Source organism: Streptomyces sp. NPDC104309, assembly GCF_055584025.1.
In genome coordinates this window covers 93,255-107,130 of the sequence record NZ_JBVJMV010000008.1, presented here as the reverse complement: position 1 = coordinate 107,130, position 13,876 = coordinate 93,255, and the positions used below count along the sequence as shown (strand labels likewise).

Genomic DNA, 13,876 nt, shown 5'->3' with positions numbered 1-13,876 from the left:
ATCAAGCCACCGGCCCGCGCCCCACCCCCACCGACGGGGCCGGGCCCTACTAGCCACGCCTGCCAGGGACGGGATGCCACCCGTTCTCGTGGACATCGACTTCGGCAGCGGCGGGCCGCCTCACGAAGTGCCGTACATCTGCTGTCGGGATTCGGGCTCCGGTCCCACTACTGGTGCGGAGCCAACATGTTTGGTAGTAGACGCAGTGGTCTCTCGAAGCTTGACGGTGGTCCTACTTCTACCAGTTGGCGGCCTTCAGTACGTGCATGGCGATGTCCTGGACCGACCGGTTGTCCGTCGGGATACGGACGGTGCCCACGGGAGCCTCCTCGTCGAGTCGGCGTGCCATCCGCAGGCTCCGCTCTATGTGAGCCTGCAGCTGGGAGCCGATTTCGCGCTGGGCGAGCCGCTGTCGCACGGTGGCTTCCTCAACCGTGAGCAGAATGCAGGTGGCTCTGACGGCGTCGCCGCTCATGGCCCGGCTGACCATCGCCTTCTCCAGGATGCTCACCGTGTTGGTGTAGATGAGCCGGTGCTGGCCAAGAGCCGCGTAGTTCGACCAGATCGCGGCGATGTTGCGTTCGGTGATCGCTGCGCGGTGAGGATCGTCGTGGGGGGCGGGATGGATCTGGTCCATGTAGTCGCCCTCGATCAGACAGTGCGCTGTCTTCTTCTGCTGCAGCGCTGCGGACGCCTCCCATGCGACAGTCGTCTTCCCGACGCCCGCACCACCACCGATGAGCAACAGTTCGTAAGCAGTCATGGCGCGCACCCTGACAGAGTCCGGATCACCGCAGCATGTGATTTTGGCCGGGGCACCCGTGCACCCGGCACTGCGCCGGCCAGGCGACGGCCGAACAAGCGAACCTGAAACCCTGTCAACGCCTCCTGGCCAGCTGATCAGAACCTCCCGCACACCGGGGGAACCTCGACCCTCCGAAAATGCAAGGTTGATCTGCACAACTCCTGCGCCGGCCGCGCGGACAAAACCTTCGTCCCGCTGATCACGGCCACCGCCCGATGCAACCTCCTGCGGCACTGGACACGAACGCGCTGTCCTGCCCGGGTTCGCTCCGTGTTCGTCAGCGCTGAGCCGCATCCGACCTCGCACAGGCCGACGTGACCTCGCCCATGGGGCTGCCCAGTGCAGACGAACAGCCCGTGGTGCGTCCGGCGCGGGCCCCTGCGGGTGGGGTCAGGGCTGTGAACGCGACGGAAGTGCTTGGCCCGTTCGGACGCGCCGCCGTGCGCCGCGCGATGTGACCGGGCTGCCGGAGAACAATGAGCCTCATGTCCCATATCCCGCCGGATGATGGCCGTCTGTCCCCGCTCGGCCGGGAGACGCCTGCGGAGCGGGCCGACCGCAACCTCGTCGAGCTCCTCCAGGAACTGAGAGTCGTGCAGACCGGCGTGCAGATCGTCTTCGCTTTTCTCCTCGGCGTGGCCTTCACCAGCCAATTTCCGCACCTCGATACCTTCGAGCGCACCACCTATGTGGTGACGCTGCTGCTCACGGTGGTCTCCTCGGCCGTGCTCGCGACTCCGGTCGCACTGCACCGTGGCCTGTTCCACCGGGGTGCCAAGATCCGCATTGTCGCCCTGTCCGCGCGGCTCGCCGAAATCGGTCTGGTCTTCCTCGCCCTCGCGCTCAACGGCGCTGTTCTCCTGCTCATGGATGTCGTCCTCGGCCGGACCGCCGCCGTCGCGGTCACGGCCGCCACACTCGTCATGTTCACCGGCCTGTGGTTCGTCCTCCCGAGGGCACTACGCCGCCCCATCCCATGACCCGCTCACCGGGTCCGGCCCCGGCCTGTGCGTGGTGAACCCCGCGCGTCTCCGCTTCGGTCCCACGGGAGGTCCTCGATCGATCCGTCGGTGCTCCGGCCGGTGGAATCACCCATCCCTCAGTGCTCCGGCCGGGGAATCACCCGGAAAGCGCTCGCCGGCCGCACCGGACACCGGGCAGAGTGCCGGTATGGGCAACGCCGGTGACGACCGCAGTGACGACCGGGGGCTGAACCCGGACGGAACCATCCGGCGGGAGGGCTCGCTGAGCCGTGTACCGACGGCGTTCGCCCCCGTGGTGGAGGCGGCCCGCTCACGGATCGCCGGGACGTTCGACGGCTCCCGCCTGCACAGCGCGTACATCTACGGCAGCATTCCGCGCGGCACGGCCGTTCCCGGTGTGTCCGACCTCGACCTGCTGCTCGCCCTGCGTGACGGGCCCACCGGGGCGGACGAGGCGGCGGCCCGCGCCATCGAGGCCGAGCTGGACGCCTCGTTCCGCCGGATCGACGGTGTCGGCATTCTCCTGTACGGCGCCGACACCCTCACCAGCGAACTCGAACGCCATGACCTCGGCTTCTTCCTCGCGTGTCTTTGTACCCCGTTGCTGGGCGAGGACCTCGCCACAGGGCTGCCGCGCTACCGCCCCACCCCGCTGCTCGCCCGCGAGACCAACGGGGACCTCCACCTCTCGCTCCCCCGCTGGCGCCGGAGGGCCGCCGAGGCCACCACCGACGCCGAACGCCGCAATCTCAGCCGCGGCGTCGCCCGTCGCATCGTCCGTTCGGGGTTCACGCTGGTGATGCCTCGGTGGGGCGGCTGGACCAGTGACCTGTTGGAGTCCGCCGAGGTGTTCGCCCGCTTCTTTCCGGACCACCCGGAGCGGATCGAGCAGATGCGGGTGGCCGCGCGCACGGGCCGCGCACCCTCCGCCGACCCGGCCGTCCTGGCGATGCTCATCGACGATCTGGCGCCCTGGCTGGCCGCCGAATACCTCGCGGTGCACGGCGAGAAGGCCCCGCGCCCCTGATCAGCACACCCCGGGCCGCGACGACCCTGCGCAACAGCGGCCAGCAGGCCACGCCCAGCAGCAACGCCAGCGGATGCCCCCAGTCGGTGAGGGGGCTGCTCAGCTCGAACAGATCGTGCACCAGCATCGCGCCGACGCCACCGAGCACCAGCACCCGCAGCCACGGCACGAGCAGCCCGGCGAGGGCGCCCACGCTCGCCATCAGCCCGAAGCTGATGCCGTAGTCGAGCCGGTGCAGCGAGGAGTCCGGCAGCCGGCCGGCCACCACGGAGAGCCCGACCGGGATCTCCGTGGCGAGCGTCGCCACGACATGGCCGAGCAGGAACACCCCGGCCGTGCGCCACCCCCCGATGCGGCGCTCCAGGGCGGTCAGCACGAGGGCGAAGCCGACGACGTACGGCGAGGTGAGCCCGCCGACGACCCAGAGGGCACTGGCGGCCAGGACGAGCAGCGGGGTCTCGCCGAGATGCGCGACATCCGTGCTCGACGCACGCAGGACCGCGGAGACGGTGTCCTGGTCGGCGAACTCCATGAAGAGGGACGTGCCGACGAGCACCAGCAGATAGCCGAAGGTGAACGGGGTACCGGTGGGCGTCGGCAGCAGCCGCAGCCGACGGCGGGCCTCGCAGGTCTTCCGCACCTCACGGGCCTCACGGGCCTTTCGGGTCTTTCGGGCCGGAAGAAGGGCGTCCTCTCGCTTGCGACGCTGACGCGGCATGGCGTCGAACGGCGGCGCCTCGCGGTGTTCCTCGCCAGCCGCTTCGTCCGTACCCTGATGCACCGCGCGAGGCCCCTTTCCGCACAAGCCCCCCAAAACACCGTCCTACCCTCCGCGATCCTCCCCCACGTCGTCCATGGCCTGAGCCACATGAGGTGACCGAAAACGGCTGATCGCTTCACGCCGGGCGTCGACCACGCCATGCTCCCGTCCCCTTATATGCGTTTACGCTCCCCGGAAGGATGTGTTTCCTCGACAGCGCACGCCCCGTGGCCCGGGACGGTGCCACCGGCGCACGCCCCGGCACCGACTCGGCAATCCGCTGGCCGCCGACCGCGTCGACCGGACAGGATGGCGGGGACCGTGTCCACCACGCACCGGAGATCCGAGCCATGCCCGACTTCCACGGCCCCGACACCCTCGCCCCTGTCACGCTCGACCGCCGTGAAGGCCCGTACGGCGAGGTCGTGCTGCGGGAGCGGGGGGACGACTTCGAGATCATCGCCAACGGGTGCTTCCTGATGGACACCTCGGACGGACGTTCCGAGCGGCTGCTGATCGACGCGGCGCTGGCCGCGCTGCCCGCCGAGCGGCCGGCCCCGGCGGTGCTCATCGGGGGGCTCGGGGTCGGCTTCTCTCTCGTCCGGGCCGCCGACGAGCCGCGGTGGGGGCGGATCGCCGTCGTCGAACGGGAGCAGGCGATCGTGGACTGGCACCGGGAGGGGCCACTGGCCGCGATCTCCGGGGCGGCGCTCGCCGATCCGCGGACCGCGGTCCTGACGACGGATCTCGTCTCGTACCTGCACACGACTACGGACCGTTACGACGCCCTGTGCCTGGACATCGACAACGGACCGGACTGGACCGTCACCGAGGACAACACCAGCCTGTACTCCCCCGCCGGCCTGGCGGACTGCCGGGAGCGGCTGACACCCGGCGGCGTTCTCGCAGTGTGGTCCGCACAACCGTCCGCCGAGTTCGAACAGGCCTTGCGGAATGCCGGATTCAGTGGGGTAAGGACCGAAGAGGTCAGTGTTGCCCGAGGTGTTCCCGACGTGGTTCATCTCGCACTTCGGACAGACCGGTAGCCCGCCACCGGCCAGCCATGCCCCCGAACGCCCGGGGTCAAGCGTCACAAGGCCGACACTCCGCCACCTTCATTGCGCCGAAGCCGTTACACCCTGCGTAGCCGAGAGCAGTCCGCTGCCTTTACGCTGCTGACCGGTGACGGGATCACCCATGACATCCACAAGCGAAGACCGCGCGTCCGGGGGAATGGCCCCCGCGAGAGCGGGCAGGGGCGGGGCGATGGAACAGACACACACCACCCACAACGGTGTCTCGGCCACCCCGGGCGCGCAGCGCCGGGTGCTGGTGGTCGAGGACGACGCCACGATCGTCGATGCCATTTCCGCCCGGCTGCGGGCCGAGGGCTTTCTGGTGCAGACCGCACTCGACGGGCCCGCGGCCGTGGACGCGGCCGAGGCGTGGCAGCCCGACCTGATGGTGCTCGACATCATGCTCCCCGGCTTCGACGGCCTGGAGGTCTGCCGCCGCGTGCAGGCCCAGCGGCCGGTGCCGGTGCTGATGCTGACCGCCAGGGACGACGAGACCGACATGCTGGTCGGCCTCGGGGTCGGCGCCGACGACTACATGACCAAGCCGTTCTCGATGCGCGAGCTGGCGGCCCGGGTGCACGTCCTGCTGCGCCGGGTCGAGCGCGCGGCGCTGGCCGCGGTCACACCGCGCAGCGGCATACTGCGCCTCGGCGAGCTGGAGATCGATCACGCGCAGCGCCGGGTCCGGGTGCGCGCCGACGACGTCCACCTCACGCCGACCGAGTTCGACCTGCTGGTCTGCCTGGCCAACACGCCGCGCGCGGTGCTCTCCCGGGAGCAGCTGCTGGCCGAGGTCTGGGACTGGGCGGACGCCTCCGGCACCCGTACGGTCGACAGCCACATCAAGGCGCTGCGCCGGAAGATCGGTGCGGAACGGATCCGTACCGTGCACGGTGTCGGCTACGCCCTGGAGACCCCTGCGCCATGACCCGGCCCGGTTCCGGACTGCGTCCCTTCTCGGTCAAGGCCAAGCTGGGCACGCTCGTGGTGGTGTCGGTGTTCATCACCACCGGGCTGCTGATGGTGGCCCTGCGCACCAGGACCGAGCTGCGCTTCATCACGGTGTTCTCGGTGATCGCGACCCTGCTGATCACCCAGTTCGTGGCGCACGGTCTGACGGCACCGCTGGACGAGATGACGACCGTGGCCCGGTCCATCTCCCACGGCGACTACACCAGACGGGTGAGCGGCGCCGACCGGCGTGACGAGCTCGGCGATCTGGCCCAGACGATCAACCGCATGGCGGACGACCTGGAGGCCGTGGACCGGCATCGCAAGGAGCTGGTGGCCAATGTGTCGCACGAGCTGCGGACGCCCATCGCGGCGCTGAGAGCCGTGCTGGAGAACGTCGTGGACGGGGTGTCCTCGGCCGATCCCGAGACGATGCGCACGGCGCTGAAGCAGACCGAGCGGCTCGGCAGGCTGGTGGAGACGCTGCTGGACCTGTCCCGCCTGGACAGCGGGGTGGTCACGCTGAAGGCCCGCCGTTTCGAGGTGTGGCCGTATCTGTCGGGTGTGCTGAAGGAGGCGAATCTCGCCGCCTCGCACCGCCGGCTGCCCTCCGGCTCCGGGAACCACACCCGCAAGGACGTGCATCTGCATCTGGACGTGTCGCCGCCCGAGCTGACCGCGCACGCGGACGCGGAACGGCTGCACCAGGTGGTGGCCAATCTGGTCGACAACGCTGTCAAGCACAGCCCGCCGCACGGCCGGGTCACGGTGCTGGCCCGGCGGGGCGCCGGGCCGGAGTCGCTGGCGCTGGAGGTCCTGGACGAGGGTCCCGGCATCCCGGAGTCCGAGCGGCACCGGGTCTTCGAGCGTTTCAACCGCGGCGAGGTGCCGTCCCCGCACGGCCCCGGCAGCGACGGCGGTACGGGGCTGGGCCTGGCGATCGCCCGCTGGGCGGTGGATCTGCACGGCGGACGGATCGGTGTGGCCGAATCTGCTCGCGGCTGCCGCATTCAGGTCACTCTTCCGGGGGTCCCGCAACCGCGAGGTTGACATAGGGTTCGAACCGGAAGGGCGCGTTCTACGCGTTCTCTTCAAGGGGTACGGTCCAAGGGGTCGTAGCCGCGGTCCCGCGTACCCGGAGCGAGGCGGAACCATGCTTGTTTCCCGCCATTTCCTGCGCCGAAACCCGCCTTCCGATGTGACTTGCGCGACGAAGGGCGGCCCGGCCTGCATGGAACGGCTGGGGAGGCGTAGCCTTGATTTCCGCTGTCCATCACCTTGTGAAGCGGAAGAGGGCGGTTGCCGCCGTGTCGTCTCAGTCCCCCAGTAACTCGAGCATCTCGACCGACCAAGCCGGCCCGGGTTCCGACCCGGCCGCGGCTTTCGGCCCCAATGAGTGGCTCGTCGACGAGATCTACCAGCAGTACCTCCAGGACCCCAATGCGGTCGATCGCGCCTGGTGGGACTTCTTCGCCGACTACAAGCCGGGTACGTCCGGCACGGCGGACAAGCCCGTTCCCGGCGCCGCGGCCCCGGTGACCCCGGCCGCCGCCGCACCGGCAGCCGCACCCCAGGCCACTCCGGCGCAGGTCCCGGCTCCGGCCGCGAAGACCCCCGCGCCCGCGGCCCCGGCGCCCGCACAGGCCGCCCCCGCCGCCGCTGCTCCGGCAGCCCCGGCGAAGGCCGCGCCGGCCCCGGCCGCGAAGGCCGCCGAAACCCCGGCCATGCCCGCGGCGGCGCCGGCCACCGAGGCCCCGGCCGGCCCCGAGTACGTGACGCTGCGCGGCCCGTCGGCCGCCGTCGCGAAGAACATGAACGCCTCGCTGGAGCTGCCGACGGCCACGTCCGTCCGCGCCGTTCCGGTGAAGCTGCTCTTCGACAACCGCATCGTCATCAACAACCACCTCAAGCGCGCCCGGGGCGGGAAGATCTCCTTCACGCACCTCATCGGGTACGCGATGGTGCAGGCCCTCAAGGCCATGCCGGCGATGAACCACTCCTTCGCGCTGAAGGACGGCAAGCCGACCCTGGTCAAGCCGGAGCACGTCAACCTCGGTCTGGCCATCGACCTGGTGAAGCCGAACGGCGACCGCCAGCTGGTCGTCGCGGCCATCAAGAAGGCCGAGACGCTCAACTTCTTCGAGTTCTGGCAGGCGTACGAGGACATCGTCCGCCGCGCCCGCAACGGCAAGCTCGGCATGGACGACTTCACCGGAGTCACCGCCTCGCTGACCAACCCCGGCGGCATCGGCACCGTGCACTCGGTGCCCCGCCTGATGCCCGGACAGGGCCTCATCATGGGCGTCGGCGCGATGGACTACCCGGCCGAGTTCCAGGGCACCTCCCAGGACACCCTGAACAAGCTGGGCATCTCCAAGGTCATGACGCTGACCTCGACGTACGACCACCGGGTGATCCAGGGCGCCGCCTCCGGCGAGTTCCTGCGGATCGTCGCCCAGCTCCTGCTCGGCGAGAACGAGTTCTACGACGAGATCTTCAAGTCGCTGCGCATCCCGTACGAGCCGGTCCGCTGGCTGACAGATATCGACGCCTCGCACGACAACGACGTGACCAAGGCCGCGCGGGTCTTCGAGCTGATCCACTCCTACCGGGTCCGCGGCCATGTCATGGCCGACACCGACCCGCTGGAGTACCGCCAGCGCAAGCACCCCGACCTGGACATCACCGAGCACGGCCTCACCCTGTGGGACCTGGAGCGCGACTTCGCGGTCGGCGGTTTCGCCGGCAAGTCGATGATGAAGCTCCGCGACATCCTCGGTGTGCTGCGTGAGTCGTACTGCCGCACCACCGGCATCGAGTTCATGCACATCCAGGACCCGAAGCAGCGCAAGTGGCTCCAGGACCGGGTGGAGCGCCCGCGCGCCCAGCAGCCCGAGCGCGAGGAGCAGCTGCGCATCCTGCGCCGCCTCAACGCCGCCGAGGCGTTCGAGACGTTCCTGCAGACCAAGTACGTCGGTCAGAAGCGGTTCTCGCTGGAGGGCGGCGAGTCCGTCATCCCGCTGCTCGACGCGGTCATCGACTCCGCGGCGGAGGCCCGCCTCGACGAGGTCGTCATCGGCATGGCCCACCGCGGTCGGCTGAACGTGCTGGCGAACATCGTCGGCAAGTCGTACGCACAGATCTTCCGCGAGTTCGAGGGCAACCTCGACCCCCGGTCGATGCACGGCTCCGGCGACGTGAAGTACCACCTGGGCGCCGAGGGCACCTTCACCGGTCTGGACGGCGAGCAGATCAAGGTCTCGCTGGCCGCCAACCCCTCGCACCTGGAGGCGGTCGACCCGGTCCTGGAGGGCATCGCCCGCGCCAAGCAGGACATCATCAACAAGGGCGGCACGGACTTCACGGTCCTGCCGGTCGCGCTCCACGGCGACGCGGCCTTCGCGGGCCAGGGCGTCGTCGCCGAGACGCTCAACATGTCGCAGCTGCGCGGCTACCGCACCGGCGGCACCGTGCACGTGGTGATCAACAACCAGGTCGGCTTCACCGCCGCCCCGGAGTCCTCGCGCTCCTCGATGTACGCCACCGACGTGGCGCGCATGATCGAGGCGCCGATCATCCACGTCAACGGTGACGACCCCGAGGCCGTCGTCCGGGTCGCCCGGCTGGCCTTCGAGTTCCGGCAGGCGTTCAACAAGGACGTCGTGATCGACCTCATCTGCTACCGCCGCCGCGGTCACAACGAGGGCGACAACCCGGAGTTCACCAACCCGCAGATGTACACCCTGATCGACAAGAAGCGCTCGGTGCGCAAGCTCTACACCGAGTCCCTCATCGGTCGCGGCGACATCACGCTGGAAGAGGCCGAACAGGCGCTCCAGGACTTCCAGGGCCAGCTGGAGAAGGTCTTCGCGGAGGTCCGCGAGGCCACCTCGCTGCCGGCTCCGGCGCAGACCCCCGAGGTCCAGCCCGAGTTCCCGGTCGCCGTGACCACCGCGGTCTCCCAGGAGTTCGTGAAGGTCATCGCGGAGTCGCAGGTCAACATCCCCGAGCGGATCACCGTCCACCCCCGTCTGATGCCGCAGATGCAGCGTCGCGCGGCCTCGGTGGAGAACGGCACGATCGACTGGGGCATGGGCGAGACCCTGGCCATCGGTTCGCTGCTGATGGAGGGCACGCCGGTCCGGCTCGCCGGCCAGGACACCCGCCGCGGCACCTTCGGCCAGCGCCACGCGGTCCTCGTCGACCAGGTGACCGGCGAGGACTACACCCCGCTGCTCTACCTCTCCGACGACCAGGCCCGTTACAACGTCTACGACTCGCTGCTCAGCGAGTACGCGGCGATGGGCTTCGAGTACGGCTACTCGCTGGCCCGTCCGGAGTCGCTGGTCATCTGGGAGGCCCAGTTCGGTGACTTCGTCAACGGCGCGCAGACCGTCGTCGACGAGTTCATCTCCTCGGCCGAGCAGAAGTGGGGTCAGACCTCCGGCGTCACGCTGCTGCTGCCGCACGGCTACGAGGGCCAGGGCCCGGACCACTCGTCCGCCCGCCCGGAGCGCTTCCTCACGCTGTGCGCGCAGAACAACATGACCGTCGCCATGCCGACCCTGCCGTCGAACTACTTCCACCTCCTGCGGTGGCAGGTGCACAACCCGCACCACAAGCCGCTGATCGTCTTCACCCCGAAGTCGATGCTCCGCCTCAAGGCGGCCGCGTCGAAGGTGGAGGAGTTCACCACCGGCGGCTTCCGCCCGGTGATCGGCGACGACTCGGTGAACGCGGACGACGTCCGCAAGGTCGTCTTCTGCTCCGGCAAGGTCTACTACGACCTGGAGGCCGAGCGTACGAAGCGTGGCGTCACGGACACCGCGATCATCCGTCTGGAGCGCCTGTACCCGCTGCCGGGTGCCGAGCTGCAGGCCGAGATCGCCAAGTACCCGAACGCCGAGAAGTACCTCTGGACCCAGGAGGAGCCGGCCAACCAGGGCGCCTGGCCGTTCATCGCCCTGAACCTGATCGACCACCTGGACCTGGCCGTCGGCGCCGACGTCCCGCACGGTGAGCGTCTGCGCCGCATCTCGCGGCCGCACAGCTCGTCCCCGGCGGTGGGCTCCGCCAAGCGCCACCAGGCCGAGCAGGCCCAGCTGGTCGCCGAGGTCTTCGACGCCTGACCCGCTGCTGTACGCCCCAGGGCCCGGTCCCGCGAGCTGCTCGCGGGGCCGGGCCCTTCGGTCTGTGGTCGGCGCCGTGCGGAGCGCCGCCGGTGCGCGGACGGCGCCTCGTCTCAGACGATCGGGGGCTCGAAGTCCCAGTACGGGCGGTTGCGCGAGCGGGCCGAGACCGTATGGACATGCTGGGCGCCGAGGGTGGTCGCCAGGTCGCCCAGCGCCTCGTTCTCGACCTTCTCGGCCCGCTGCCGCTCCCGGACGCCGCGCAGGTCCGCGGCGTGCGCGATCCGGGCGGAGAGGGTCAACGGGTGGGTCCGCCCGAGAGTCTCGGTGGCCCTGGTGATGACCGCGTCCGTCAGCGTGGCCGCGGATTCCGGGTCTCCCACCAGGTTGCGCAGCGCCGAGGCGTTGATGGCACACCCCAGGGTCCAGGGGTGGTACTCGCCGACGGCCTGTGTCAACGCGGCGAGGGCCCCTTCCAGCAGGGCGTGGGCGTGGTCCCGCTCGCCCACGTTGCGCAGAATCAGGGCGTGGTTGGCCCGGGTTCCCGCCACGAAGGGGTGGTCCTCGCCGAGCATGTTCACATAGCCGTCGACGACCTTCTCGCTTATGCCCCTGGCCTGGTCGATGTCCGCGTGCTCGCGGGCGAAGCAGCTCTGGCCGGCCGAGAACATCATGGTCAGCGGGTCGTCCTCGCCCAGCACCCGTTCGCATCGCTCCAGCACCCGGGTGAACAGGGCCGAGGCCGTGGCGCGCTCTCCCGAACGGTAGTGGCACAGCGCGAGGTTGTATTCGGCTCGCAAGGTCTGCGGATTGTCGTGGCCCAGCACCAGCCGGTGCACCCGGACGCTCTGGTTCTGGAGCGACAGCGCGTCGCCGTAGCGGCCGAGCAGGCGCAGGTCGGTGGCGTAGCTGGTCTGGGAGGACAGGGTCCAGTTGTGACGCTGGCCCAAGAACTGCCGACGGGCTTCCAGAGTTCGCTGGTTGAGCTCCAGCGACTCCTGGTAGCGGCCGAGCAGCCGCAGCGAAACGGCGAGGTTGTTCTGGGCGTTGAGCGTGCGTGAGTCCTGGTCGCCCAGCAGCTCACGGTAGGCGGCGAGGACCCAGCCGGACATCTCCAGTGCCTCGTCGTACCGGCCGAGGCCCCGCAGGTCGGCGGCGAGGCCTCCGGCGGCACGCAGGTGTTCCAGATCCTGTACGCCGCGCTCGGTGCGCAGATGGTCCACGGCGGCGCGTTCGATCGCTTCCGTGCCGGCGTAGTCTCCGACGGCCCGCAGCAGGTTGGCGTAGTGGTAGCTGAGGTCCCAGATCCTGGGGTGATCCTCGCCGAGCAGCTCCCGCCAGGCCTTCATGGCGCGTTCGCCCAGCTTGATGCCGGCCCGGTACTCCCCGGAGAGGTACATGTAGCGCAGGCAGTTGAGCACCAGGGTCTGCACCGCCGGGTCGGTGCTCTTGAGCACGTCGGCCCATTTCAGGTGCGGGGTGATCTCGGCGTAGGCGGGCCACAGCCGGGTGTCGGTGGGCCTGCCGGGGTCCGCGGCGGCGAGAGCCCGGCGGACCACGTCGATGAACTCCCGACGGTCCCGTTCCGTCATGTCGTGGCCGACGATCTGGTGGACCATGCGGTGCATGTAGAGCGATTCGCCGGACGACGACTCGTCGACGGCCGACTCGTGGGTCTCCAGCCGGACCACGGAGTACTGACGGAGCTGGCCGATCGCCTTGTTCCACAGCAGCGGGTCGTTCATCAGGCCGGAGACCTGTTCCGGCAGCTCACCGGCGGGCATTTCCTTCAGCAGCCGCACGGGGATGGAGCCGGGTGCGAAGAAACTGCACAGCCGGAGCAGGTCGACGGACTCGGGGACGGTGTCCTTGAGCTTGTTCAGCAGTATCGACCAGGCGGTCTGGAAGGCGAGCGGAAAGTCCGCGGAGACCTTGACGACGTCCTGGTCGATGCCGCCTTCGAGGAGTTCGATGTACTCCTCGACCGAGAGGTCGGAGTCGTTCAGCCAGCCCGCGGTCTGGTCGAGGAGCAGCGGGAGGTCTTCGAGCGTGTAGGCGAGCCGGTCCGCTTCGGCGGGGGTCAGGCGCGGGGCGCGGCGCCGGATGAAGGCGACCGACTCGTCCCGGCTGTAGACGGGTACCTCGACGAGGTTGCTGTTGTGCTCGCCCCACTCCGGGTTGCGCGAGGTGATGAGGACGTGCCCGGGCCCGGTCGGCACGAGGTCCCAGATGTGTTCGGGTTCGTCGGCACCGTCGAGGACGAGGAGCCAGTGGGAGTGCGGTTCGCCGCGGCGCAGCGCGTCCCGTACCGCGCGCAGCCGCTCGCCGTACTCGACGCCGGTGGACAGGCCCAGTTCGGGGGCGAGTTCGGCGAGCCGCTGGCGGTAGAGCGCCCGCCGGTCGGCGGGCACCCACCAGACCACGTCGTACTCGGAGCCGAAGCGGTAGACGTACTCCGCGGCCAGCTGGGTCTTGCCGACGCCGGACATGCCGTACAAGGTCACGACCCCGGCGCCGGGCCCGGCGTCCTGGAGGGCCCGGTACGCCTTGCTGAGCAGTTCCTCACGCCCGGTGAACCGGGTGTTGCGGCGCGGTACCCCGCCCCACACCTCGGGAGTGTCGGCCGGGTAGCGGGGGCCCGGCCGGGTCTCGGCGGAGGCGGGCAGCGGGTCCGTGGGCAGGCCCAGGCGGGTCAGCAGCCGCCGCTCGGCCTCGTCGGCACCGACGTTGGTGAAGTCGGCCGCGCCGAGGACCGAGGTGGCCCCGGGCAGCGCGGAGGTGGTGACGGAGACGGCGGCGAAGCGGTCGGGATCAGGGGCGACGACCTCACGCAGGGCCCTGTTCCACTCGTCGTGGCTACGGGGTCCGAGCTGGAAGTACCAGTCGCTGAGGATCACCAGAACCTGGCCTCGGGACAGGGTCAGGTCCCGCAGGGACTCCTCCAGCGGGATCTCCACCGGGGGGTCCCAGCGCTGCTGGACCACCGTCACTCCACGCCGTTCCAGACGGTCCGCGATCCACGCCGCCCAGGCACGGTTGAAACCGGCCGAACTGATGGTGACGGTCTGCGTCCCGGTTGCTCCAACTTGCTTACGCGTTCCGGGCATTCAACCGTCTCCCTGCCTCGATGCGAGCCTTTTCAACA

9 protein-coding genes are annotated in these 13,876 nt (G+C 69.8%); 6 read left to right on the top strand and 3 right to left on the bottom strand.

What is annotated here, in order from left to right:
- Nucleotides 1-238 precede the first annotated feature (238 nt).
- Nucleotides 239-763, bottom strand: coding sequence for an AAA family ATPase (locus tag ACZ68L_RS14345; protein WP_469577019.1), 525 nt, complete (start codon nucleotides 761-763; stop codon nucleotides 239-241).
- Between the two features lie 527 nt (nucleotides 764-1,290).
- Here ACZ68L_RS14345 and ACZ68L_RS14340 point away from each other — a divergent pair.
- Both ACZ68L_RS14340 and ACZ68L_RS14335 read left to right on the top strand, forming a co-directional pair.
- Nucleotides 1,291-1,785, top strand: coding sequence for a DUF6328 family protein (locus tag ACZ68L_RS14340; protein ID WP_469577018.1), 495 nt, complete (start codon nucleotides 1,291-1,293; stop codon nucleotides 1,783-1,785).
- Between the two features lie 190 nt (nucleotides 1,786-1,975).
- Complete coding sequence (locus ACZ68L_RS14335) at nucleotides 1,976-2,815, top strand: nucleotidyltransferase (RefSeq protein ID WP_469577016.1); 840 nt, start codon at nucleotides 1,976-1,978, stop codon at nucleotides 2,813-2,815.
- Here the strand turns inward: ACZ68L_RS14335 and ACZ68L_RS14330 are convergent.
- Nucleotides 2,742-3,596 (bottom strand): rhomboid-like protein, encoded by an 855-nt coding sequence (locus ACZ68L_RS14330; protein ID WP_469577015.1) that lies wholly within the window; start codon nucleotides 3,594-3,596, stop codon nucleotides 2,742-2,744. The genes ACZ68L_RS14335 and ACZ68L_RS14330 overlap by 74 nt on opposite strands.
- Nucleotides 3,597-3,925: 329 nt before the next feature.
- Between ACZ68L_RS14330 and ACZ68L_RS14325 the strand changes: the two genes are divergently transcribed.
- From ACZ68L_RS14325 to ACZ68L_RS14310, 4 genes are all read left to right on the top strand, one after another.
- Entirely contained in the window at nucleotides 3,926-4,621 is a 696-nt protein-coding gene (locus tag ACZ68L_RS14325) for a spermidine synthase family protein (RefSeq protein ID WP_469577014.1), read from the top strand.
- A 220-nt stretch (nucleotides 4,622-4,841) separates the two neighbouring features.
- The gene (locus ACZ68L_RS14320) at nucleotides 4,842-5,579 is read left to right on the top strand and encodes a response regulator transcription factor (protein WP_469577013.1); all 738 of its coding nucleotides are present in this window, start codon (nucleotides 4,842-4,844) and stop codon (nucleotides 5,577-5,579) included.
- Nucleotides 5,576-6,652, top strand: a complete 1,077-nt coding sequence (locus tag ACZ68L_RS14315) for a HAMP domain-containing sensor histidine kinase (protein WP_469577011.1) — start codon at nucleotides 5,576-5,578, stop codon at nucleotides 6,650-6,652. The genes ACZ68L_RS14320 and ACZ68L_RS14315 overlap by 4 nt, the downstream gene beginning before the upstream one ends.
- A 257-nt stretch (nucleotides 6,653-6,909) precedes the next feature.
- Nucleotides 6,910-10,731, top strand: a complete 3,822-nt coding sequence (locus ACZ68L_RS14310) for a multifunctional oxoglutarate decarboxylase/oxoglutarate dehydrogenase thiamine pyrophosphate-binding subunit/dihydrolipoyllysine-residue succinyltransferase subunit (RefSeq protein WP_469577010.1) — start codon at nucleotides 6,910-6,912, stop codon at nucleotides 10,729-10,731.
- Between the two features lie 113 nt (nucleotides 10,732-10,844).
- Here ACZ68L_RS14310 and fxsT read toward each other — a convergent pair whose 3' ends face one another.
- The gene (gene fxsT / locus ACZ68L_RS14305; protein ID WP_469577008.1) at nucleotides 10,845-13,838 is read right to left on the bottom strand and encodes an FxSxx-COOH system tetratricopeptide repeat protein; all 2,994 of its coding nucleotides are present in this window, start codon (nucleotides 13,836-13,838) and stop codon (nucleotides 10,845-10,847) included.
- Nucleotides 13,839-13,876 lie beyond the last annotated feature (38 nt).